The organism is Streptomyces sp. C1-1, assembly GCF_050214755.1.
GTDB lineage: Bacteria > Actinomycetota > Actinomycetes > Streptomycetales > Streptomycetaceae > Streptomyces.
In genome coordinates this window covers 1,258,843-1,280,860 of the sequence record NZ_CP189826.1, presented here as the reverse complement: position 1 = coordinate 1,280,860, position 22,018 = coordinate 1,258,843, and the positions used below count along the sequence as shown (strand labels likewise).

Genomic DNA, 22,018 nt, shown 5'->3' with positions numbered 1-22,018 from the left:
GGTTGAAGGCCGGGTGTCTGACATCTGGGGCACGGCGTTGACCGCGGGCTCCCCGCCTCGGGTCTTCTGACAGACCGAAGCCGTTGCGGGCGCCGAGTGGGCTGCGTCGGCGGCCTTCTGCGGGCCGCGGCCGTCGATGAGTGTGGTCCGGTCCGCTCCCGTGCCGTGGCTGCCGCCGGGGAAGACGACGACTGCGTCATGGCCGGCCAGGCGGCGAGTTCGCGTCGGCGATCAGGTCGCCGCTGACCGGTGTGGCGCCTGCGGCCCGGACGGTGTCCGTCTGCGTCGGAGTGCGGTGCAGACGGACACCTTGTCGTCTCAGCGGGCCTGGGTGTCGTCGACTCCTTCGACGATGAACACGCGGTAGTCCGCACCGGCCCGGCGGTGGGGCAGCGCTGCCTGGTAGGCCGGGCTCTCGTACCAGGCCCGCGCGTCCTCAACGCTCGGGAAGCGATGGATCAGCACACCGTCGAACGGCGCACCCTCCAGGGTTTCGATCGCCCCGTACCCGACGAGGGGTGTCACCTCGTGGCCTGCCCGTGCCGCCCGGGCCGAGCCGGCGTAGAGGGCCAGCTCGGCCGGGTTGGTCACGCGCTCGCGGAGCATGACCACGTAGGCGCTCACACGCCGCCCTTGTTGACCAACTCGATCAGGGCGTCGGCTGCGGGAGCCGAGGACGCCGGGTTCTGCCCGGTGATCAGCAGACCGTCCTGCAGGACGTAGGGCTGCCAGTCGCCGGTCTTGGAGTAGAGGCCACCGAGCTTGGTGAGTTCGTCCTCGACCAGGAAGGGGACGACGTGGGTGAGCTGGACGGCCTCCTCCTCGGAGTTGGTGAATCCGGTGACCTTCTTACCCGAGACCAGCGGGGTGCCGTCCTCGTTGACGGTGTGGCGCAGGACGCCGGGTGCGTGGCACACGAGTCCCACCGGCTTGCCGGAGCGGAGAGTGGTTTCGATCAGCCGCGCGGAGACGGTGTCCTCGGCCAGGTCCCACAGCGGCCCGTGTCCGCCGGGGTAGAAGACCGTGTCGAAGTCGCCGGCCGAGACCGCGTCGAGGCGCACGGTGTTGGCCAGCGCGTTGGTCGCCTCGGGGTCGGCCTCGAAGCGCCGGGTGTCGTCGGTCTGGAAGCCGGGTTCGTTGCTCTTGGGGTCCAGCGGCGGCTGTCCGCCCTTCGGGGAGGCGAGGGTGATCTCCCAGCCGGCCTCTTTGAAGCGGTAGTACGGAGCCGCCAGCTCCTCCAGCCAGAACCCGGTCTTGTGGCCGGTGTTTCCCAGCTCGTCGTGCGAGGTGAGGACGATCAGAACCTTCATGACACACTCCTTGTGTGATTAGACCAGTCTACTAGTAACGCTGAAACTGGGTTCCCCATGACCGGACCGGGCATGAGGCACGGGCCTTCTACAGGTGCAGAAGCCTGCGGGTTGTCGCTGTGACGGTGTCGAGCGGGGCCAGGCTGCGGTGGATCTTGGCCATGACGCTGGCGCCGAGCCACATGTCGTACAGGGCCTGTGCGACATCGCGGGCTTCACCGTCGACCGAGAGAGAGCCGTCCTCCAGGCCGCTGGCGATCGTCCGCTCGATGCGGTCGACGATGGCGCTCGTGCCTTCCTTCAGGGCCAAGCGCATCGACTCGGACAAGTCCGCGACCTCGGCGCCGAGTTTCACGGCCAGGCACTTGCCCTGGCAGTCCTCGATGCTCTGCGTCTCCCGCCACTGCTGCCAGTAGGCCATCAGTCGCTCGGCCGACGACTGGCCGGAGCGGGCGAGAATGCCGTCCATGTCCGTGAGGTAGTCCGCGAAGTAGCTCTTCAGGATCGCTTCACCGAAGGCGTCCTTCGAGGCGAAGTAGTGATAGAAGGACCCCTTCGGTACGCCGGCCTCCGCGAGCACCTCATTGATACCGACAGCCGAGTAACCCTTGCGGGCCATGATCCGCTGGGCGGTATCGAGGATGATCCGACGGGTGTCCGTGGTGCGCGTGGCGACTGGCATGCAAGAACCGTAGCACCAGAGTAGACCAGTCGTCTAGAATTCCACGGCCGGGCGCGCGATCTGACGGGTGTCCGCGTACTCGTCTGAGTGCACCAACGAGCAGGCGGACACCAGGGGCGCTCTTCGGCATCGGCAGCGGTCGCGCCCCGCTTGAGGGGCCCTGGACGGGCCGGGTCGGGCAGCCTGGTCGAACCTGCCGTGGTCGCGTCCTGCTCGCGCGTTGGGGCGAAGTTGACGCCGCGCTTTGGGTTGTACCCCTCAGGCTGGACGATGCCTGCCAGCTGTGGTCATCGCCCGGCCTGCTCCCGGTCAGGATGGCGGGGCAGTCAGGACGGCCTTGGCCGCCAGCCGGAGATTCCTGATCAGATGATCAGCCGGTCGACGGGTTGTTGAACGCCGGCGGGCCCGGTTGCCCCCATGGCAGATCGGGCAGACGGTCGGGGACAGCCAGAGTGGTGATGGCCCTTCCGACGGTCGCGGGGTCGGAGCCTTCGACGTGGAGAGCAGGTAGGCGGCGACAGCGCCTGGTGCGGCGAGAGCTGTACGCCTAAGACGCTATTTCAGTTGGCGTGATCTTGCGGCAGTCTGGGGTGATGACTGCTGCGCTTGTCGAGCGGATGGCGCCGGAAGACCTGTGGACGTTGTTCCAGCGGGTGGTACCGCCGGCGCCGGTCCGCCCTCAAGGGGGAGGGCACCGGCGGCGAGGGGACCGCGAGGTACTGGCTGCCATCATCTTCGTGGCCACCTCAGGCTGCACCTGGAACCAACTGCCCCCAGGCTTCGGGCTGTCGGGTGTGACGGCCTTCCGCCGGTTCACCGAGTGGACCGAGGCCAGGGTGTGGGCCAAGCTTCACCGCCTGGTCCTGGATGAACTCGGTGCGCGAGGTGAGCTGGACTGGTCGCGGTGCGCGATCGACTCGGTCAGCGTCCGGGCCCTCAAAGGGGGCAGCTGACGGGACCGAATCCGACCGACCGCGGCAAGAAGGGATCGAAAATCCACCTCATCGTCGACCGCCAGGGCCTGCCTCTGTCGATCGGCATCTCCGCCGCCAACCTCCACGACAGCCAGCACTCATCCCGCCGGTCCGCGGCATCCCACCCATCCGCTCACGTCGCGGCCCGCGACGCCGACGGCCCGCCAAGCTACACAGCGACAAGGGATACGACTACCGCCACCTGCGGCGATGGCTCGCTTCCCGCGGCATCCTGCACCGCCTTGCCCGCAGGGGCATCGAGTGGTCCCGGCGGCTGGGCCGGCACCGCTGGGTGGTGGAGCGGACCGTGTCCTGGCTGTCCGACTGCCGCCGCCTGCACCGCCGCTACGAGCGCAAGCCGGAACACTTCCTTGCCTTCACCGCCATCGCCGCGACCCTCATATGTCACCGCCGACTGGCCAAATGAAATGACGTCTAATACTCCAGTCAGAAATCGTGTCCTGAGCTGCTTCTTCTCGTTGTCCGGTCATGGAGGGGATTACTGAAGTCGAGGGCTGGGCTGGGGAGTTGGAGTCCGTCTTCGCTCGGGTGGCGGGCCGGTTCGGTCGTGCGGATCTGCGGTGGCGGATGCGGGACTATGTCCGCGGCCTGCTGGCGCCGGTGGGCCGCAAGAACGGCTGGCAACTGGCCGAGTACGCAGGACATCGTGACCCTGCTGGGCTGCAGCATCTGCTCAACGGTGCCCGCTGGGACGCTGACGCCGTTCGAGACGACCTGCGCGAGTACGTCGGACAACAGCTCGGCCCGGACGGCGTGCTGATCATCGATGACACCGGGTTCATCAAGAAGGGCACCACGTCGGCCGGGGTGTCCCGGCAGTACACCGGCACGTCCGGAAAGATCGACAACTGCCAGATTGGTGTCTTCGCGGCCTACGCCACCGGCCATGGCAGAGCCCTCGTCGACCGCGAGCTCTACCTGCCCAAGTCCTGGACCAAGGATCGAGAGCGGTGCCGGGCAGCGAAGGTCCCCGACGAGCGCACCTTCGCGACCAAGGGCGAGCTGGCCAAGGGCCTGGTCCGGCGTTGCCTCGCCGCGGGCCTGCCCGCCGCGTGGGTGACTGCCGATGAAGCCTACGGACAGGACTGGTCCTTCCGCCGCCTGCTCGAGCAGCTCGATGTCGGCTATGTCGTTGCGGTGCCGAAGTCCCAGCAGATCAAGTCCCTGGCGGGCTTCTGGCGCATCGACCAGCTCATCGAGGAAGCACCCGCCGACGCCTGGCAGACCCTCTCCTGCGGCGACGGAGCCAAGGGCCCGCGCGTCTACGACTGGGCCGCGGCCAAACTGCCCGCCAACATCATCTTCGACCCGGACCCACCCACCCATCACCGCTGGGTGATGGCCCGACGCAGCCTGTCCGACCCCAGCGAGCTCGCCTACTACCTCGCCTACGCACCCGCCGGTGTCGAGGTCGGTGAACTGGCCCGCGTTGCCGGCTCACGCTGGGCCATCGAGGAGTGCTTCCAGGCCGCGAAGAACCAGTGCGGCCTGGACGAGTACGAGGTCCGACGCTACGTGGGCTGGTATCGCCACATCACCCTGGCCATGCTCGCCCATGCCTTCCTCGCTGTCCTCGCAGCCCGGGCCGTGGCCACCGCAAAGGGGGCAGCAGAAACGACACCACCAACCTCATCCCCCTCACCGTGGCTGAGATCCGGCGCCTACTGGACACTCTCCTGCCCCACCCCAGACCCCACCAGGACCGACAACTGCACGCGCTGAACTGGTCCCACTGGCGCAGACACCACCAAGCCATCGCCCGCCGCTGCCACTACCGAAGAAGAAGCAGCTCAGGACACGATTTCTGACTGGAGTACTAAGTGTGCGCGGGCAAGCTGGTGTTCGCTGTTCCTGGCGGGGAGCGGCCCCAGTCGGTGCTGTACGCCCCTGAGGACGTGGCCGAGCCGACGGAATGGCCGCTTCCCAAGGGATAGGACGGTGTAGCGAGCACGTCGTCCGTTCCAGTGCCGAGGAGTGCAGGGCCTCCAATGTCACCCGGGGCTGCGGAGAAGATGTCGTCGCCGCGGAGGTCCAGCCCGACGTGCTCACGACGCGCCAAACGGTTGTGCTAGCCGTTGTGAGCGGTTGCTGTCTACGTGAACTGGTTGGTGTCGAAGAGCTCGTTTATATGTCCGCCGAGCTCGGACCAGTGCTGTCCGGATAGTTCGGCCGCCGCCGCGGCGTCGCGGGTGGAGCAGACCGCAACGAGATTGTCGTGGTGTTCGATGGTGTTGCGACCACCGAGCAGGGTGGAGAACTTGCGGTAGAGGATGCGGTGAATTTGGGGATGGAGCTGCTCGACGATCCGGCTGAGCACGGGGTTGTCCGCGGCCGTGATGGGGACGGCGTGGAAGCGGTCGTCGGCTGACAGTGCCGCCGTAGTGTCGTTGGCGGTGACGGCCCGTTCGAAGTCGCGGTTGGCCGCACGCATTCGCTGGAGGTCCTGCTCCGTCATGAGTGGTACGGCCGTCTTGATGGCGAGCTGATCGAGGGAGCGCAAGACAGCGAGAGTCTTTTCGACGTCACGCCGGTTGAGGGTGGTGATGCGGGTGTAGACACCGGGCTTGGCCTCGACCAGTCCGATATCGGCGAGCCGGGTGAGCGCCTCGCGCACCGGGGTGCGGCTAAGGCCGAGGCGCTCGGCGAGGTCACCGTCCTTGACCTTCTCACCAGGGGCCAGTTCCCCCCGCACGATGGAGTCGCGCAGGCGGTGGAAGACTTCCTCACTGAGAAGGCGGCGCGAGACGGGAGTGTCTAGTGACATATTGCGTACGATACATCGCTGACGCGCGGCTCCACCCCCTCAGCTAGCGGGCGTGCGAGCCCTGCAAACCAGCGTCCGGGCAAGGACGACAGCCGGATCGATGAGAGGGACATCGACAGCGTCGCTTGGAAGCCCGAGCGGGATCTCGGTACAGCCAGCAATAATCGCCTGCGCTCCATGCTCGGCCAACTGGTGGGCGACCCGGACCAGCGGCGCAGTCACCGTCTCGTCGCGCGCGCCCGCCTTTACCGCGCGGATGGCGGCCATGACCTCGTCGCGCTGCGTGTCGGCATCGGGTAGGACGAGTCGGATGCCGGAGCGGTGGAGCCATTCCTGGTACAGGCCTGCGCGCACAGTGCCGGTGGTGGCCAGCAGTCCGGCTGTGTGGACGGCTGGTCGCAGGGTGGTGAGGTGATGGGCCACTTCGCCGATCATGTGGACGATCGGCAGACCGACGTGGCCGGCGATACGGGGCACAAAGGCGTGGGCGGTGTTGCAGGGGATGGCGATGACGGTGGCACCGGCCTCGCGCAGGACCCGGCTGCCGTTGAGGAGCCAGGGGGTCGGGTCAGGGCCATTGCCGAGGAGTGCCTCGGTCCTGTCGGGGATGGTGGGGTCGGACCAGATGACCGTCTTGAGGTGGTCCTGGTCGTTTCGCCCTGGGGTCATCGACACCAGTTTGGCGTAGAAGTCGGCGGTGGCCGCTGGTCCCATGCCGCCCAGGATGCCGATTACCTCCTGCGTAGCGGTCGGGTGGTTCACCGTGCGGTGTCCTTCTGCAGTGCCTGAGCCTCGTCCGCGACCCCGGCGGGGGTGTCGTGCTCGTCCTGCAACGCTTCGAGGTTGCTACGGCCGTACTTGGCTTCCCGGCGCTTCTCGGAGCTGTCGACGACGGCGGCGGCGAGGGAGTTGCCGATGACGTTCACGCCGGTGCGGGCCATGTCGACAATGAAGTCGACGCCGAGGAGCAAGGCGATGCCTTGGGCGGGCAGTCCTACGGTGTTGCCGGCGGCGATGAGGACGACGATGGAGGCGGAGGCGACGCCGGCCATGCCCTTGGAGAGGATCACCAGCACGCCGACCATGAGGAGCAGGGTGGGCAGGGAGGTGTCGGCGCCGTAAGCGTTGGCGAGGAAGACCAGGGCGGCTGCCTGGTAGAGGACCGAGCCATCGGTGTTGAAGGAGTAGCCGAGCGGGACGACGAACGAGGTGGTCGACCGGCTGATCCCGAATCCCTCCAACTTGCCCATGAGCGGGGCCAGTACCGACTCGGAGCTGCGGGTGACGAAGGCGATCCCGGCCAGCCCGGCGATCGACTTCAGCAGTTCGACGTAGCGGATGCGGTATAGCGCGGCGATGAGCGGGAAGAGCATGCCGATGACGATGGCCAGGCCCGCGTAGACGACCGCGATGAAGCCCAGCAGGCTGCGCAGGTTGCCGAAGCCGTAGTGGGCGACGTCGTAGGAGATGAAACCGAGCACGCCGAGCGGGGCTACGCGGATGACGTAGCCGACGACCTTGAACATCACAGCGGCGACGGACTCCAGTAGGGAGGCGAAGGGGGCCGACTTCTCCCCGATGGCGGCCATGGCCACACCCACGAGCAGAGCGAAGGTGATCGCGCCGAGCAGGTTGCCCTCGCCGAACGCAGCGAAGATGTTCTTCGGTACGGCGTGCAGGATCAGCTCGTGGAAGTCGATGCCCTGGCTCAGTCCGTCCAGGTCCTTGGCGTCGGCCCCCCGGACGGGAGCGCCCTTGCCGATACCCGTGAACTTGGCCAGGCCGACCGCGATCAGCAGGATCACGGTGGTGACGAGCTCGAAGTAGAGGATCGCCTTGCCTGCGATCCGGCCGACCTTCTTGACCGACTCCATGCGGGCGATACCCAGCACGATGAGCGGGAAGACCAGCGGCAGGACCACGACCTGCACCAGGTTCAGGAACACGTCCCCGAGGACCTTCATCTGCTCGCCGGCGCTCGGCGCGAGAGTGCCGACCAGGGCGCCGACTCCGACAGCGACGATCGACTGCACACCGATAGGCATCCGCAGACACCGCCGAAGGACAGCTGAGGGCCCGGATCTCGGGCTACTCGTGTTAGCGGCGGGCTTACGCGAAGTGATCATTTTCGCTCCTAAGACATGCGATATATTGCGCTCTGCGTGTTGGGCGGTAAGACTGGTCCCAGGGCGGCGGTCTGTCAAGAGGTCCAGCACAGGCACCCGACGCACACCGAGAGGGCGAGACAGGAGCAGGAAATGACGCAGGCCACACGCATCGAGCACGACCTGGTGGGAGACAAAGAGGTGCCGGCCGACGCCTACTACGGAGTGCACACAGTGCGGGCCGTGGAAAACTTCGCGATCACCGGATCGACGATCGCCCAGTTCCCGGAACTGGTTGCCTCCCTTGCGGCGGTCAAGCAGGCCGCCGCGAGCGCCAACCGCGATCTCGGCCTGCTTCCGCCGGACATAGCCGAGGCGATCACCACCGCATGCCAGGAGATCCGAGCCGGCCGATTCACCGACCAGTTCGTGGTCGACCCCGTCCAGGGCGGGGCGGGCACCTCGACAAACATGAATGCCAACGAGGTCATCGCCAACCGAGCGCTGGAAATCCTCGGCTACCCCCGCGGCTTCTACGAGGTGATCCACCCTCTCGACCACGTCAACCTCGGCCAGAGCACCAACGACGTCTACCCCACAGCCGTCCGTCTTGCCCTGGTCACCTCACTGCGCCGGCTCGGTGACTCCCTGCAGACCCTGGCCGCCTCCTTCAGCGCGAAGGCGGCGGAGTTCGCCGACGTGCTCAAGATGGGCCGCACCCAACTCCAGGACGCCGTACCCATGACTCTCGGCCAGGAATTCACCACCTACGCCGTCATGAGCGAGGAAGACTGCCAGCGTCTGACCGAAGCGGCCGCCCTGCTGCTGGAATGCAACCTCGGCGGTACCGCCATCGGCACCGGCATCAACGGCCACCCCGGCTACGCCGAACTCGCCTGCACCCACCTCGCCGAGATCAGCGGCGAGGCCGTCCAACCCGCAGGCGACTTCATCGAGGCCACCCAGGACTGCGGAGCCTTCGTCCAGCTCTCCGGCGTCCTCAAGCGCGTCGCCGTCAAACTCTCCAAGACCTGCAACGACCTGCGCCTCACGTCATCCGGCCCGACCGCCGGGCTCGGCGAGATCAACCTGCCGCCGGTACAGGCCGGTTCCAGCATCATGCCCGGCAAGGTCAACCCGGTCATACCCGAAGTCGTCAACCAGGTCGCCTTCTCGGTCATCGGCAACGACCTGACCGTCACCATGGCCGCCGAAGCCGGCCAACTCCAGCTCAACGCATTCGAACCCGTCATCGCCTACAGCCTGCTGCGCTCCCTCACACACCTGCGCGCTGCCTGCGACACCCTCGCCACCCGCTGCATCCCCGGTATCACCGCCAACCAAGACCACCTACGCAACAGCGTCTACCGGTCAATCGGGCTGGTCACGGCACTGGCACCACACATCGGCTACGCAGCCAGCACGACACTCGCCCGCCAGGCGCTGACCACCGGCCGCACCATCAAAGATCTAGCTGCCGAAGCCGGCCTGCTGACCCCCGAACAACTGCAGAAGATCCTCCGCCCCGAAAACCTCACACAGCCCTTCGCCCAGCCGACAGCCCCAGCCACTCCGTAACCATGCGTCCGTTGTGAGCGGGCCCCACGAGCGGACCGGCTTCCAGATTCGCTTCCGAGCCGCCTGAACGCAGACCAACGCGTTTCCGAACAGCCACCCAGACCGCAGCCAGCGAGGCGGCGCCACACAAAAGGGGCCAGCATGCAACCACCCATCACCGACCAAACCGAGCTGTTCATGCAGGCTCCGCCGGAGCCGGGATCGCTGCGGAACTGGGGGAGAGGAACTTCGCCGACTTGGCGGCCAGCTGCCGGGCGAGGTACTCCGCGGCGTCGTCCGGGCGCATGCGGGCCAGGGCGACCAGGGCGGTGATGACGACATCCGCGACTTCCGCATGAGCCTCGTCCCACGAGGCTGCCCCTTTGCGGGGGTTGGTGCCGCGGGCTCCGATGACCGCTTGGGATGCTTCCCCGGTCTCCTCCGCGATCTTGAGGACTTGCAGGCTCCACTGCTCCTCTTGGCCCAGGCCGAGCGCGGTGTCGTGTTCGTTGAAGCGGCGGGCGAGTTGATCGATGGTGTCCCAGGTCTTGCCGTCCACGGCGTGTATCTCCTTCAGGGGCGCGGGTTGGGGCGTCGAGGTGGTCGAGTGCGGAGGTGAGGGTCTGTTCGCGGGTGAGTTCAATTGGTGATGACGTGACTGCCTGCCGTGGAGCCAGTGCGCGGCCGCCCGGTGGTAGTCGCCCAGGTGGCGGCTCCGGTGGGCACGGATCGCCTTGCCGTGTACCGGCTCCTCGCCGGGAGGGTGGTCGTGGCCGATGCGGTCCTTGAGTACCTGGACGGTGGCGTGCAGGACGAGGTGGCGGACGGCCGCGCATCCGCGCAGAGTTGTGCTGGTGGCAAGGTCTCGGGCGAGCACGGTCATCGGCACGATGACGCCCTTGGTGTACGCGTGCAGGGAGTTGATGAAGCAGACCGTGGTGGTCGCCCATGGGGGATACGGCTGGCAGTCCCGGTGCTCGCGTGGGGGACCGCGCAACGTGCTGCGGCCGGCGGACCCGATGTCCTCAGGATCGGCCACCACCGGCCCCCGGCAGGGCCTGTACGAGGTCGGCCGCGAGCGTCGACTTCCCCACGCCGAACGGACCGTTGATCCACACACGATCACCGGCCGTCTCCGGAGACCGTCAGGGCACCTGTGGCCGCCGTGACCGGGGCGTCGCCGTCCTGGTCGGGCCAGTGGAAGACCAGCCGGCAGTTCTCCTTGTCCAGCACCGCGCCGTCGGGCAGGTCCCGGTCCGCCGTGCCGGCCGGGTGCACGGTCAGGTGCGGGTATCCCGCGGTGCGGACGGAGCTGTCCCAGGTACGGACGCGCGTGGCCATCTGCTCGGCGAGGCCTTCGCCGGCGGGGCCGAAGGCGTGGATCATGAACTCGCTGCGCCGCTCGGCAGGGGTGTCCCCGTCCTTGACCAGGACGTGGGTCAGGTACGCCAGAGACCCCTCTCTCACCAGGGCGGCCGCGTCTGCGCCGCGCGGCACGGCCGCCAGGCCGCCGTCGCGCTTGCCGTCCACCGCGAGTGGGCAGAACCCGTCCAGCGTGGTCGCCAGGAGCAGCTGCAGGGTCTCGAACGACTCGCCGCCAGCCACACTCACGCCCGTACCGAGCTCGTAGCGAGGCCCTCCCAGTACCTGGCCCAGGCCGGTGGTGTCCGCGGGGAGCCCGTCCTCGAACCGGAGTTGAAGCCCGCAGGGAAGATCGACGGTGGGGGTCGTGTGTGCCGCGGATCCCCTGTCGCGGATGAACCCGCAGAACGTCCAGTCGCCGGGGCCTGCCTCCAGCACGCTCCCGCGCTTTCGCAGGGCGATCGCCCGGGTGTAGCCGTGCATTTCCAGCGGCATGACGAGGTAGCCGCCCTCGGCGAGCTGCTCGCGCCACGCCGGTGAGAGGTCCCACACGTTGTAGGTGATCACCATGCCGTCGAAGCCGTCGGCGGGGACATGCTCCGGTGCGCCGAGGGCCCCGTCGCCGAGGACCGCGGTGACACGGCCACTGCCAGCCTCGGCCGTCAACTGCTGGGTGCGGTGCACGACATATGGGTCGAGGTCGACCGTGACCACGCGCCCGCGCCGGCCGACGACGTGGGCGAGGAGCTCGGCGTTGAAGCCGCCCGACCCGACCTCCAGCATCGTCATGCCGGGCTGCGGGCGTAGACCGTCGATCATGGTGCCCTGCAACCACGGGGCGGAGACGCTGCTGACCGCCTGCCCCTCCTCGCTCCTGACGGTGACCACGGCGAGGTCGTCGTCGTACGCCGTCTCCAGGGGGACCTCGGGCGCGAACCGGTGGCGGGGCACGCTCCGCAGGGCTTCGACGACCGGTGCCGACAGGCTGTACCCGCGCCGGAGGATCTGTTCGGTCATCCGGCGCCGCAGCCGCGCAGCCTGCGGCGGTTCACCCGTGACCGGCGGCCGCCGACCGGCCACCGGGTAGACGTGCACGGGCGGCAGGCCGGGCAGCACGCCCGGCCACACACGATTCAGCGCCTGGGCGGACGGCGCGAAGACCCGGCCGAGAGCGGCCAGCGCGTGCAGATCGTGCCACTCCCACCGCTCGAACCGGTGGCGCTCCTGTTCGGGTACGACCGGTGCACCGGACCAGGCGACGGCGCGCACCACACCGGACAGCCGCCGCAAGAGGCCCCGGTCGTCCTGAAGTACCGCCACCAGACGGGCGTCCTCGGTACGGCAGTGCAGCCCGGCTTCCTCGGCCAGTTCACGCACGGCCGCCGTGGGGAGGTCCTCGCCGGGCTCGACGCCACCTCCAGGGAGCTCCCACATGCCGTCGCGTGAGTGCCCGAGCAGCACCCGCCCGAAGGCGTCGGTGACCACCATGCACGCGCCGACGACCGCCTGCGCCGACGGCGCCCCTTCCTTCTCCACCACGGTGGACTCCCGGAGAGCATCGCGCAGGACGAGCACCGCCAGACCGTCGGCGTCGAAACGCTCCGCTCTCTTCCACCCCCCGGTCAGCAGCTGGATCTCGTCCTCGTCCAGCGCGATGTCGCGCCGGTCGGCCGGGGTGCCGGCGGCCAGGGGAGTGATCACAACGATCGCGCCGCCCGGGCGCAGCCGCCCGGCGAGAGTGTCCATGACCCGCTGCCGGTCGCCGAGGAAGGGGTACACCAGGCGCAGGGTGATCAGGTCATATCCGTCGTCGCACAGCTCGCCCGCGTCGTCGTGGGCGACATCCAGGCACATCCAGCGCACGCCCACCGTGTCCGCCCACTCGACCCGGGCACGGGCCAGAGCGCTGCCGGCGAAGTCGACGGCATCAACGAGGTAGCCGAGTTCACTCAGGTAGGAGGCGAGTCCGCCGGTGCCGCAACCTACATCCAGTGCCCGGCCGTTGGCCGGCGCGGGCACGTGCTCGGCCAGCGAAGCCTTCTCGCTTTGACCGACCCGGCGAAAGCACCGGTCCTGCGCATAGTGCTGGTCCCACTGGTCCCGGCGGACATAAGCCACGTTTCTGCTCCTCGAAGATGGGTGGGGCGATCGGCTTTCACTGCGGTGCTGGGTTCGGTGCCGGTCAGGTTCCGCGGGCGGTTGTGTGAGCTGAGGACGGGATCCGGGTCATCCGCATCAGGGCGGGATCGCTCGTGAAGCCGAGCGCGGCGTACAACGGGGCGGAATCTTCGGACGCGTGCAGCTCGTAGAGCGTCACGCCCTCCCTTTCCAGATGCGCGAGCAGCGCGGTCAGCGCGGCCTTGGCGTAGCCGCGGCGCCGGCAGTTGGGAACGGTGGCGACGGCCTGGATCCGCGCCGCCAGCCCCTTGGGGTACCGGGGAGCGGGCAGTACAGCGTTGACAAGGGCGAGAGCACAGGAGGCGAGCCCACCCTCCGGGGCGTCGACGACGTAGGCCAGGGCATCCCCGCCCGGGACAAGGCGCGCGGCGAGGTGATCGCGGCAGATGGACAGCCAGTCCTCGTCCAGCGGCTCGGACAAAATGAGTTCGGACCGCAGACGGGCGATCTCGCCCGCATCGGCCAGAACTGCCAGACGCGGCACTCCTTCCGCGCGGGGACCCGGCACGGTGGTGGCATCCACGGGCGCGTGGTCGGCGACCAGAATGCCTGGCCCAGTGTCCCGCCGCTCGTAGCGGGGGTCTTGGCCGAGGAAGGCGGCGCGGTGTGCCGCGTGCGGGAGCAGCAGGTCGCGTGTTGCCGGGCTCAGCCGCAGCCGGTGCAGCATCTCGGGCGCGAACCGGCGCAGCAAGACGCCCTCGGTGAGGCGCAGACGGTCGGGGTCGCCGTTCCAGCGCCCGGCGAACACCTGGATCGGCACACATAATCCGTCGGTGCCGGTGGCCCTCTCCACGGCGAAGGGCTCCAGGTCCGGGATGACAAGATCGGGGACCTCCTCGCCGAGTTCGCGCCGGAGCGTGTCTTCGAGCGTCACGTCCTGCGGCTCGCTGCCGCCGCCGAGCAAGTCGAATGCCCCTGGCTGCCAAATGTCCGGCAGGTCGTCGCGCAGATGAAGCAGATAGCGGCCGGCGTCATCGAAAATCAGCGCAGAGGCGTTCACCGCCTCCGGCCGGCCGTCGAGCCCCGAAGCCAGCAGCTTGGCGCGCAGTGTCGGGGAGCTGACCGTGTCGAATCCGCGCCACTCGGCTCCTACGACCTCCGCATCCTGCAGAACGAGTTCGGGATGCTCTCCGACCAGGTAGAAGGCGAACCGGACGTCGTAGTGGCGGTGCGGCGGCTCGCCCTTGTCCGGGCGGGCTTCGATGTCGTGAAAGTCAATGTCGATCGGGACGCCGAGCAGCTGCGGGGTGAGGCACAGCTCGCCTGCCTTGATACCGGTCTCCTCGACCACCGCGCGTACCGCCGCGGCGCATAACGTGCGATCCCCCGGTTCGGGATGACCACCGGGGACGAGGACCAGGCCGCTCGCCCTATGGAGGACATGAAGCACGCGCAGGTCCCGGTCGATCACCACGGCACTGCACGTGATGTGCGCTGGCATCGTTGCGCGGCTCGTCGGATCCTGTGCTCCTTCAAGGAGCGTCAACAATGCTTCCAGGGCGCCGTGTTCGGTGGGGTGACGCGTCAGGTACACCTGCACGAGAGCGCTGATGTCGGGTCGGGCGGGCGGCATGTCAGCACCTCTCGAAGGTCGGGGAACAGACACGGGCGGGCGCGGTGTACGAACGGCGAGCAGCTCGTCGCGGTTGGCCGGCTCCGCCCAGTCCAGCAGTTCCCACCGTGGCGGCTTCTCGCCGGGCTGGCTGCGCCGCACATAGGCCTGGGGAATCAACACCTCGCGCGGGATTGCGAGGAAGGCGTTGCGCACCGGGCCTGGCCGCAGAACGCCAGCCTCCTCCAGCCGGGCGACCATAGCCTCCCGTGCTGTGCCCGTTTCCTGGACGATGCGCAGCGACGTGCGTGCCGGGTCTGCTGCTCCGGGCGAGGCGGGACCAGCCGGCCCCCTCGCGGGTTCTGGTGTGCTGTCCTGTGCCGGGAGCAACGGCTGCTCCTGTTCCTGTGGCGTGATGAGTTCGAGTGTGTCTGGCTCAACGAGGCAGAAGGTTCTTCGAACGCACGTTTTTAAGACGCGCTCACTTCCGCCAAAGGACAGGGGCGGCGGGGCGTGTGGGATGCAACGACCCCTGCCCGGCCTGGCCTGAGATGAGAGCGATCTTGGCCGAAACGCCGAGTGCCTGGGTGCCTCGCGCTGGAAGGCGAGCATCCGGTCGGCCACAGAGACAGTCCCATGGTTGTGAGTGACCGGGGTGGAGGATCGGTCGTCGGCCATCTTGCGTAGACCGGTGTAGATCCGGTGCTGGGCTCGAGTCTCTGGGGCCGGGGGCGGGCACGAGGGGAGAGGGACACGAAACGCTCGCTACGCGGAGGTTGCGGGACGGGCCGGAGGACGTAGGTCATTGCGTGCGGTGGGCTTCCCAGGCGTTGGCTGCTTCTTGCATGGGTTTGGCCCAGTCGTCGGGGCTTTGGGCGGCGATGGAGTCCCATAGGCGTCGTTGAGCGCGGGCGAGGGCGTTGAGGCCTTCGGTGGGGGCTTGTTGCCAGGCGGGGTGTGCGGCGGCTGTTTGTTCGGCCTGGGGGCAGGTGTGGCCGTGGGCGATGAGCCAGAGCAGCCACAGGGCCGGGTCGATCCATGGGGCGCCGGTGGAGGCCCACCCCCAGTCCACGAGGTGGGCGTGGTGCCCGGTGACGAGGATGTTGTGGGGGTTCCATTCGGTGTGCAGGAGGTGGGTGCCGGCGAACCAGGCCAGGTCTGCGGGATCGTCGACGTAGCCGCGCAGGCGGTGCGGCATGGTCTTGAGGCCGAGGGCTGGGGACGGGATGCGGTGGAGCTGGATCATGCTGGCCATGACGGCGGGCAGGTCGGGGGAGGCAGGTGTGTAGTCGGCGTGGTGGCCTTCGAGGTATTCGAAGGCCAGCAGGCTCCAGCCGTCGGCTTCGCAGTGCCACAGCAGACGTGGGGCGATACCCGGGACGTGGGAGCTGATGTGTGCTTCTCGTGTCTGGGTCCACACGCGCGGATGGCTGAGGGGCAGGCCCTTGACGAACATGGTGCGGCTGGTGGTGGTTACGCGGGCGGCGATGGCGCTGTTCAGGCCGGCACGGATCATGGCGATGTCGACAACGGGGCTGCAGCTGGCCCTTTCGATCAGTCGCAGCACGTCGTCGGGCAGCTCGGTGAGCCGCTGCGTGGGCATTCGTGGGGCCTTTCCTGCGGGGTGGTGCCGGGGCCTCGGGCGATCGCGGCCCCGACGGGGCTGGGTGTTTCTGGTTGTAGGGGTTGTCGTCGCCGCACCCGGGCAGGGCATCGGCGAGGAGCGCCTCCACGTCAGCGACGAGCACGACGTCCTCAGTGTCCTGGGGGAGTAAGGCTGGCAGGGCGAAGGTCAGTTCGACCATCACAGCGGCCATGGACGCTATCTCCCCTCGTCCTGGCAGCGCTTTCGACTGGGGGCGACGGGTGAGCGAGACCGATTGTGGGGTCTACCAGTTGATGCTCTGACCTGCCGGTGTGACGCGGATGGTGGCCTCTTCCACTGCTGGCGTGCTGGCCGCATGCCAGCGGCTGATTTGATCCTCGACGGCGTCCCAGAGTGGGTCAGGTCCGTCTTGCCGGACGATCCAGTGGCCGTCCTCTGTGTGGAGTGCGGCGAATGATCCGGTCTTGGTGTCGCTGAGGACGTCGGTGTCGTGCTGGTCGTTGTGCAGTTTCAGGTGCAGTGCGGTCGGTATGGCGAACTGTGCGATGAACCGGGTCGTCCAGTCGTCCAGGACGTCGGCGCCGATGGTTGCCTCGCGTTGTTTGCCTCTAGTGAGGTCCGGAAGCATGCCCAGTGGTGGTGCCTGGTGAGGTCGGGCGAGCATGAAGCTGACCTGCCCTCCCAGGACAGGTCCGGAGGCTGTGCCGTCTTTGTGGACGGTCAGGCGCACCAGTTCGGAGGCGTTCAGCCAGCCGCCGATGGTGGTCAGGATCTGCCCGCCCGGCCGGGTCTGCTGAAGCCAGGCCGTGGGCACAGTGCGGACCGCGCAGGTGGCGATGATCCGGTCATACGGTGCGCCTTGGCTTCCGCTGTGGAGGCCGTCGCCGGTGAGCAGGGTCGGGTACATGTCGAGCCGGCCCAGGGCCTGCTGGGCCTGCGACGCGAGTTCGGCGTCGTATTCGATGGAGGTGACGTTGTTGTCGCCTAGGCGCGCAGAGCATCGCGGTGGAGTAGCCGGTGCCGGTGCCGATCTCCAGGACCTTCATGCCGGGTTGTACCTGGAGGTCTTCGAGCATGCGCAGGACGAGGGAGGGCAGTGTGCTGGAGCTGGTCGGCTCTCGCATGATCTCGCCGTGGATGTCCGTCGGCTTGATCGTGCCCGCGATCTGTGTGACCAGGGATTCATCGGCGTAGCAGGTCTCGAGCCAACCTTTTTCACCTTGGCGAACAGGAGTCCAGGCGGTCGGCGTCGTACCGGGCACCCTGCGGAAGAAGCCGTTGCGGAGGAATCGTGCCGCGGTACGGCGGCCGCAGCGTCCTTCCACGGTTGTGATCGCAGCGAACCGCTGGCGGTCATGCTGCCGATGAGCTGCCGGAGGTGGTGTTCGTGGTCGGTCACGGCTTCCTTTCCAACAGGTCGGCCAGGGCCGCGCACAGGGGCAGGCCGGTCTCGTGCTCCAGCCAGTGCCACTGTCCGGAGGGGTTGCATTCCAGGAACCACCATTGCCCGGCGGCGTCCAGAGCGAAGTCGAACGCGCCGAAATGCAACCCGAAGTGGTCCAGGTAGTCGTGGAGTGCCAGCTCGATGGCTGCGGGCGTGGTGATGGGGGTGTAGCGCAAGCGGCTGTAGTCGGTCCGCCAGTCCAGGAGATCGGAATCGATCTGGACACTGAACGTGTGCCGTCCGATGACGGTGACGCGGATGTCGGCCGTCTTTTGTACGCGCTGCTGGAACAGGTGGGCGGTGCCGGCGACGGTGTCGTCGATGTCCTCGACCGTCACCTCGGCGATTCGGACGGCGCAGGAGACGTTGTCCATCCGGTACGGGGGGTTCGACAGGGGCTTGTAGATCGTGGGGCGGTGCTGCTTGATGAAGGCCCTGGCAGCGTCGGGGTTCGACGTGATGAGCGTGCGCGGCACCTGCAGGCCGGCTTTGACGGCGACGGCTAGACCTGACGGCTTGAATTCGGCGTCGCCCGTGTAGTGCGGATGGTTCACATATAGGCAGTTCGGGAGCGAGGCGATCACGCCCCCGAGGCCATAGCGGGCCTGGGTGATGGCGAACCGTGCGTCCTGCTCGTCGAGGTCGGGAAGGCGAACCCCCTCGCACGTCGGTAGTAGAGGGCGCGGATGTTGCCGAGGTCAGCAGTTCGTGAGGGGGTTTCCAGGCGCCCGTGGACGCCGTCCTGGGTGATCTCGGCTTCCACCGACAGTGAGGCGGGGAAGTCCCCCGAGTCGAACCGCAGTCAGCGACCGCTAAGTGAAGCCGACGGTCGCCATCACCAGGTTGCGCCAGGCGGCGGCGGAGGGCCGTTCGGCGGCCGCGGTGGGGCCGGTGGGGCGGGTCATGGGCACGCTCAGCTCTGCCGTCCGGGCGCCCGGGGCCGACGCCGGCTCGGTGCGCGTCCGATCCCCCCGACCACGTCTCAGATGATCGGCGGTCGCCCGTGCCCGCGCATCTCGTGACCAGGCCCGCCCGTGCGACGGCGCCGGACCGCACGGTCCGGCGCCGTCGCACGGCGGTCAGCTCGCGGACGGTCCCGTCCAGTCGGCCTGGACATGGCCCAGCCGCACGCGCTGCGGGTGGTCGCCGACGGCGACGGACGTGACCTTCTGGCCGGTGGCGAAGTCGATCGCCGTGACCTGGTCGGCGCCGCTCTCGGAGATGATGCAGTCCTTGCCGTCCCCGCTCACGGTCGCCCAGTACGGGGTCGAGGCCGTGACGAGGGGGCCCTCCTGGAGGGTGGCCCGGTCGACGACGGTGGCGTAGTTGTCCATCGTCCCGGCCACGCACAGCTTGGTGCCGTCGGGGCTCATCGAGATGCCGTGGTGGCGCGAGTCCAGCAGCCAGGTGGTGCGGTCGGTGCTGGTCGCCGGGTTCGCGGGCAGCGTCTTGACCCGGGTGATCTTGTCGGAGGCGATGTCGTACTCCAGGAAGCCGTTGAAGAAGGACACCTGGAAGTACATCTTCGACCAGTCGGGGGTGAACGCGGCCGGGCGCACCGCGTCGGAGAAGTTCTTCAGGCCGATCGCGTCCAGCCGGTCGCGCATGTCGATCGTCTTGACGGTCTTGTACGTGGTCGCGTCGACGACGGTGATGTGCCGGTCGCCCTTGGTCCAGTCCGCCGACGGGTCGTCGAGGGAGGTGGTGACCTCGCCGATCGACATGTTCCAGATGTACTTGCCGCCGTTGGTGAAGACGTTCTCGTGCGGCTTGTCCCCGGTGTCGAACTCGCCCAGTTCCTTGCCGGTGTTGATGTCCAGCACCTGCACCTTGTTGGCGGTGGACGCGGAGACCGCGACCCGGGTGCCGTCGGGGGAGACGGCCATGTGGTCGGCGCGGTAACCGGCCACCGGGAAACGCCAGTTGATCTTGTCGGTGGCCAGGTCGATGGAGACGACGTCGGCGAAGCTGGGGCGGGAGACGACGACCGACCTGCCGTCCGGCGTGGAGTACATGTCGTCGACGTACTGGTCGTGCCCCTGCCCGACCTGGTTGCGGATGGCCGTGTAGTAGATCCACTTGATGGGGTCGGCGTTGATCTCGGCGATGCGCTGCGCCTTGTCGGGGACGACGTTGATCTCCCCGACCTTGGCGAAGTCGCCGGAGGACTTCAGGACGGTGGCGGTGCCGTCCCAGTTGTTGCCCACGAACAGCACCTCGCGCAGCGCCGCGGACGAGTCCGCGGTGGCGGCGGTCGCGGGAACGGAGACGGTCAGGGCGAGGGCGGCGGCTACGGAGCAAAGGTGCCTGGATCTGGGGGCAGGCATGACTGCTCCCTCCTCTGGAAGACGTGGCGACAGGGGCATGCCAAACGACAGCGGCTCGAGGAATCTGAAAACGATGGCGTTCAGACTTCTTACTTACTGGAAAGTAAGGAAGGGGTGGCCTTCTCCACAAGACTGCGTACACGACAAAATCGAGGGATCACGCGAAAGGGAGGTCCCGTGACGGGGAGGCTCAGGGCGCCGACCGGGAGGTACGGCGGCAAGACCGCCGCTCAGCGGCAGGCCGAGCGGCGCGGCAGATTCCTGGACGCCGCGCTCGAACTGTTCGGCGCCGACCCCGGTTACCGGGCCACGACGGTGGCGGCGCTCAGCGAGGCCGCCGGGCTGTCCACCCGGCAGTTCTACGAGGAGTTCCGCACCCTGGAGGACGTGCTGGCCGCCCTCCATCTGCAGGTCAACGGCTGGGCCGAGGAAGCCGTGGTGGCCGCGCTCGCCGAGGCCCGGGACCGTACGATCGACGAGCGCGTGACCGCGATCTTCCGCGCCTACGCCGCGAACGTCACCAGCGACCCGCGCCGGATCCGGATCGCCTTCGTCGAGATCATCGGCGTCAGTCCGCGTCTGGAGGAGCAGCGCCTGGCCCGCCGCGCCCACTGGGTCGACCTCATCTGTGCCGAGGCCGAGACGCTGGCCGCGCGCGGCGAGGCGGCCCCGCGCGACTACCGCCTCGCCGCGACGGCCTTCATCGGCAGCGTCAACGGTCTGCTGCACGACTGGAGCGCGGGGTGGGTGGACGCGACGCTCGACGAGGTCGTGGACGAACTGGTCCGGCAGCTGCTGGGCATCCTGCGGCCGCCGGGATGGGAGCCCGCCGCCGGGTGATGTCCGGGCCGCCCCGGCGCGGCACGGGGTCCCTATCCGCCCGCTCGGCCCATCGCCTCCAGTACCGGCGCCACCCCGTCCTCCGCCCGGATGCGAGCGCCCAGCCCCGCCGCGCGGCGCCCGAAGGCCGGGTCGCGCGTGGCTCGCGTCAAGGCCGCGGCCAGGGAGTCGGCGGTCAGTCCGCGCAGCGGCAGGGCACGGGGAGCCACGCCCAGGCGCACCAGCCGCGCCGCCCAGAAGCCCTCGTCGAACTGGACCGGCACCGGCACGGACGGCACCCCGGCGCGCAGTCCCGCCGCGGTGGTGCCCGCCCCCGCGTGATGGACGACGGCTGCCGTGCGGGGGAAGAGGGCGGAGTGCGGTACCTCGTCGATCGTCAGCACGTCGTCGCCCGCGGCCTCCAGCCCGGCCCAGCCACGCTGGACGACGCCCCGCAGCCCGGCCCGCCGCAGGGCCCGTACGACGGCGGCACTGAGCCGCGCGGGATCGGGCACGGTGGCGCTGCCCAGGCCGACGTACACCGGGGGCGGGCCCGCGTCGAGGAAGTCCCGCAGCACTGGGGGGAGTCGGGCGTCACCGTCGTACGGCCACCAGTAGCCGGTCACGTCCGCACCGGCCGGCCAGTCGCCCGGCCGCGGCACCACCATCGGGCTGAAACCGTGCAGCACCGGCTGCCGCTCCCGGCGTGGCGTCGTCGTGCGGGTGTCGGGCATGCCGAGCCGTTGCCGGGCCGCCGGCAGCGCGCCCGCGAAGACGTACTCCAGTGCCCTTCCCACCCCGTGCCCCGCGATCCGGTTGCCCAGCGCCCCCAGCGAGCGGGCACCCAGCATCGGGGGGCCGAACTCCCGTGTGGGGAGCAGGGGTTGGAGCGGTACGTCCAGGCAGGGCAGGGCGAGGCCTTCGGCGATGGTGTGCCCCAGCGGCCCGACCGAGGCGGACAGCAGCAGCATGTCGCTCGATCGGGCGGCCGCCACGAGGTCGTCCGTCATCCGCCCCGCCAGCGCCCGTGCCATCGCGGCGACCCGCACCAGCTTGCCCACTCCGGTCGCGCTGCGGTGCAGTCCGCGTCCGCGGGAGGACTCCAACTCCGCCCGGGGATCGACCGGCAGCGGGTGGAAGCGCACGCCCGAGCCCGCGACCAGCGGTTCGAACCGGGCATGCGTGACCAGGGTGACCTCGTGCCCGGCACGGAAGAGGCCGTGTCCGAGTCCGGTGTAGGGGGCCACGTCGCCCCGGGAACCCGCCGTCATGATCGCTACACGCACGACGGCCAGTATGGCGCCGACAGGCCGTGGC

At 68.7% G+C, this 22,018-nt stretch carries 17 protein-coding genes and 2 pseudogenes; 4 read left to right on the top strand and 15 right to left on the bottom strand.

Features of this window, described 5'->3' with window-relative positions; translation table 11 throughout:
- Positions 1-318 precede the first annotated feature (318 nt).
- The 3 genes from ACQF4J_RS05790 to ACQF4J_RS05780 form a co-directional block, all read right to left on the bottom strand.
- Positions 319-624: a DUF1330 domain-containing protein gene (locus ACQF4J_RS05790; protein ID WP_427164857.1), complete on the bottom strand. Its 306-nt coding sequence runs from the start codon at positions 622-624 to the stop codon at positions 319-321.
- The gene (locus tag ACQF4J_RS05785; RefSeq protein ID WP_351579932.1) at positions 621-1,310 is read right to left on the bottom strand and encodes a type 1 glutamine amidotransferase domain-containing protein; all 690 of its coding nucleotides are present in this window, start codon (positions 1,308-1,310) and stop codon (positions 621-623) included. The genes ACQF4J_RS05790 and ACQF4J_RS05785 overlap by 4 nt, the downstream gene beginning before the upstream one ends.
- Positions 1,311-1,398: 88 nt before the next feature.
- The gene (locus ACQF4J_RS05780; protein ID WP_351579929.1) at positions 1,399-1,992 is read right to left on the bottom strand and encodes a TetR/AcrR family transcriptional regulator; all 594 of its coding nucleotides are present in this window, start codon (positions 1,990-1,992) and stop codon (positions 1,399-1,401) included.
- 593 nt (positions 1,993-2,585) lie between these two features.
- Here ACQF4J_RS05780 and ACQF4J_RS05775 point away from each other — a divergent pair.
- Positions 2,586-3,393, top strand: a pseudogene (locus ACQF4J_RS05775) (IS5 family transposase).
- A 62-nt stretch (positions 3,394-3,455) separates the two neighbouring features.
- Positions 3,456-4,709: an IS701 family transposase gene (locus ACQF4J_RS05770; protein WP_351806977.1), complete on the top strand. Its 1,254-nt coding sequence runs from the start codon at positions 3,456-3,458 to the stop codon at positions 4,707-4,709.
- Between the two features lie 370 nt (positions 4,710-5,079).
- On the opposite strand, the gene ACQF4J_RS05765 is transcribed toward ACQF4J_RS05770, so the two are convergent.
- Genes ACQF4J_RS05765 through ACQF4J_RS05755 form a run of 3 tightly spaced genes read right to left on the bottom strand, consistent with a single transcriptional unit; the run spans position 5,080 to position 7,796 of the window.
- The gene (locus ACQF4J_RS05765) at positions 5,080-5,751 is read right to left on the bottom strand and encodes a GntR family transcriptional regulator (RefSeq protein WP_351579926.1); all 672 of its coding nucleotides are present in this window, start codon (positions 5,749-5,751) and stop codon (positions 5,080-5,082) included.
- A gap of 39 nt (positions 5,752-5,790) precedes the next feature.
- Entirely contained in the window at positions 5,791-6,513 is a 723-nt protein-coding gene (locus tag ACQF4J_RS05760) for an aspartate/glutamate racemase family protein (protein ID WP_351579923.1), read from the bottom strand.
- A complete protein-coding gene (locus ACQF4J_RS05755) occupies positions 6,510-7,796 on the bottom strand; it encodes a dicarboxylate/amino acid:cation symporter (protein WP_351579920.1) in 1,287 nt (428 codons plus the stop codon). The genes ACQF4J_RS05760 and ACQF4J_RS05755 overlap by 4 nt, the downstream gene beginning before the upstream one ends.
- A 213-nt stretch (positions 7,797-8,009) precedes the next feature.
- Between ACQF4J_RS05755 and aspA the strand changes: the two genes are divergently transcribed.
- Complete coding sequence (gene aspA, locus ACQF4J_RS05750) at positions 8,010-9,434, top strand: aspartate ammonia-lyase (RefSeq protein WP_427164853.1); 1,425 nt, start codon at positions 8,010-8,012, stop codon at positions 9,432-9,434.
- A gap of 175 nt (positions 9,435-9,609) precedes the next feature.
- Here aspA and ACQF4J_RS05745 read toward each other — a convergent pair whose 3' ends face one another.
- The 8 genes and pseudogenes from ACQF4J_RS05745 to ACQF4J_RS05710 form a co-directional block, all read right to left on the bottom strand.
- Positions 9,610-10,452: a MazG-like family protein gene (locus tag ACQF4J_RS05745; RefSeq protein ID WP_427164851.1), complete on the bottom strand. Its 843-nt coding sequence runs from the start codon at positions 10,450-10,452 to the stop codon at positions 9,610-9,612.
- 83 nt (positions 10,453-10,535) lie between these two features.
- Positions 10,536-12,893 (bottom strand): methyltransferase, FxLD system, encoded by a 2,358-nt coding sequence (fxlM, locus tag ACQF4J_RS05740; protein ID WP_427164849.1) that lies wholly within the window; start codon positions 12,891-12,893, stop codon positions 10,536-10,538.
- 64 nt (positions 12,894-12,957) lie between these two features.
- Positions 12,958-14,766 (bottom strand): NUDIX hydrolase, encoded by a 1,809-nt coding sequence (locus tag ACQF4J_RS05735; protein ID WP_427164847.1) that lies wholly within the window; start codon positions 14,764-14,766, stop codon positions 12,958-12,960.
- 541 nt (positions 14,767-15,307) lie between these two features.
- On the bottom strand, positions 15,308-16,108 hold the full coding sequence (locus tag ACQF4J_RS05730) for an aminoglycoside phosphotransferase (RefSeq protein ID WP_427164845.1): 801 nt from the start codon (positions 16,106-16,108) through the stop codon (positions 15,308-15,310).
- 286 nt (positions 16,109-16,394) lie between these two features.
- The gene (locus ACQF4J_RS05725; protein ID WP_427168569.1) at positions 16,395-17,075 is read right to left on the bottom strand and encodes a hypothetical protein; all 681 of its coding nucleotides are present in this window, start codon (positions 17,073-17,075) and stop codon (positions 16,395-16,397) included.
- The gene (locus ACQF4J_RS05720; RefSeq protein ID WP_427168568.1) at positions 16,957-17,235 is read right to left on the bottom strand and encodes a hypothetical protein; all 279 of its coding nucleotides are present in this window, start codon (positions 17,233-17,235) and stop codon (positions 16,957-16,959) included. Before ACQF4J_RS05720 ends, ACQF4J_RS05725 begins: the two co-directional genes overlap by 119 nt.
- 271 nt (positions 17,236-17,506) lie before the next feature.
- Positions 17,507-18,357 (bottom strand): annotated as a pseudogene (gene tgmB / locus ACQF4J_RS05715) (ATP-grasp ribosomal peptide maturase); the annotation flags it as partial.
- Positions 18,358-18,634: 277 nt separating this feature from the next.
- Positions 18,635-19,882, bottom strand: a complete 1,248-nt coding sequence (locus ACQF4J_RS05710) for a YncE family protein (protein WP_351584920.1) — start codon at positions 19,880-19,882, stop codon at positions 18,635-18,637.
- 177 nt (positions 19,883-20,059) lie between these two features.
- Here ACQF4J_RS05710 and ACQF4J_RS05705 point away from each other — a divergent pair, with 177 nt between their 5' ends.
- On the top strand, positions 20,060-20,722 hold the full coding sequence (locus ACQF4J_RS05705) for a TetR/AcrR family transcriptional regulator (protein WP_351584922.1): 663 nt from the start codon (positions 20,060-20,062) through the stop codon (positions 20,720-20,722).
- 32 nt (positions 20,723-20,754) lie between these two features.
- On the opposite strand, the gene ACQF4J_RS05700 is transcribed toward ACQF4J_RS05705, so the two are convergent.
- Entirely contained in the window at positions 20,755-21,972 is a 1,218-nt protein-coding gene (locus ACQF4J_RS05700; RefSeq protein WP_351584931.1) for a glycosyltransferase, read from the bottom strand.
- Positions 21,973-22,018: the final 46 nt, after the last annotated feature.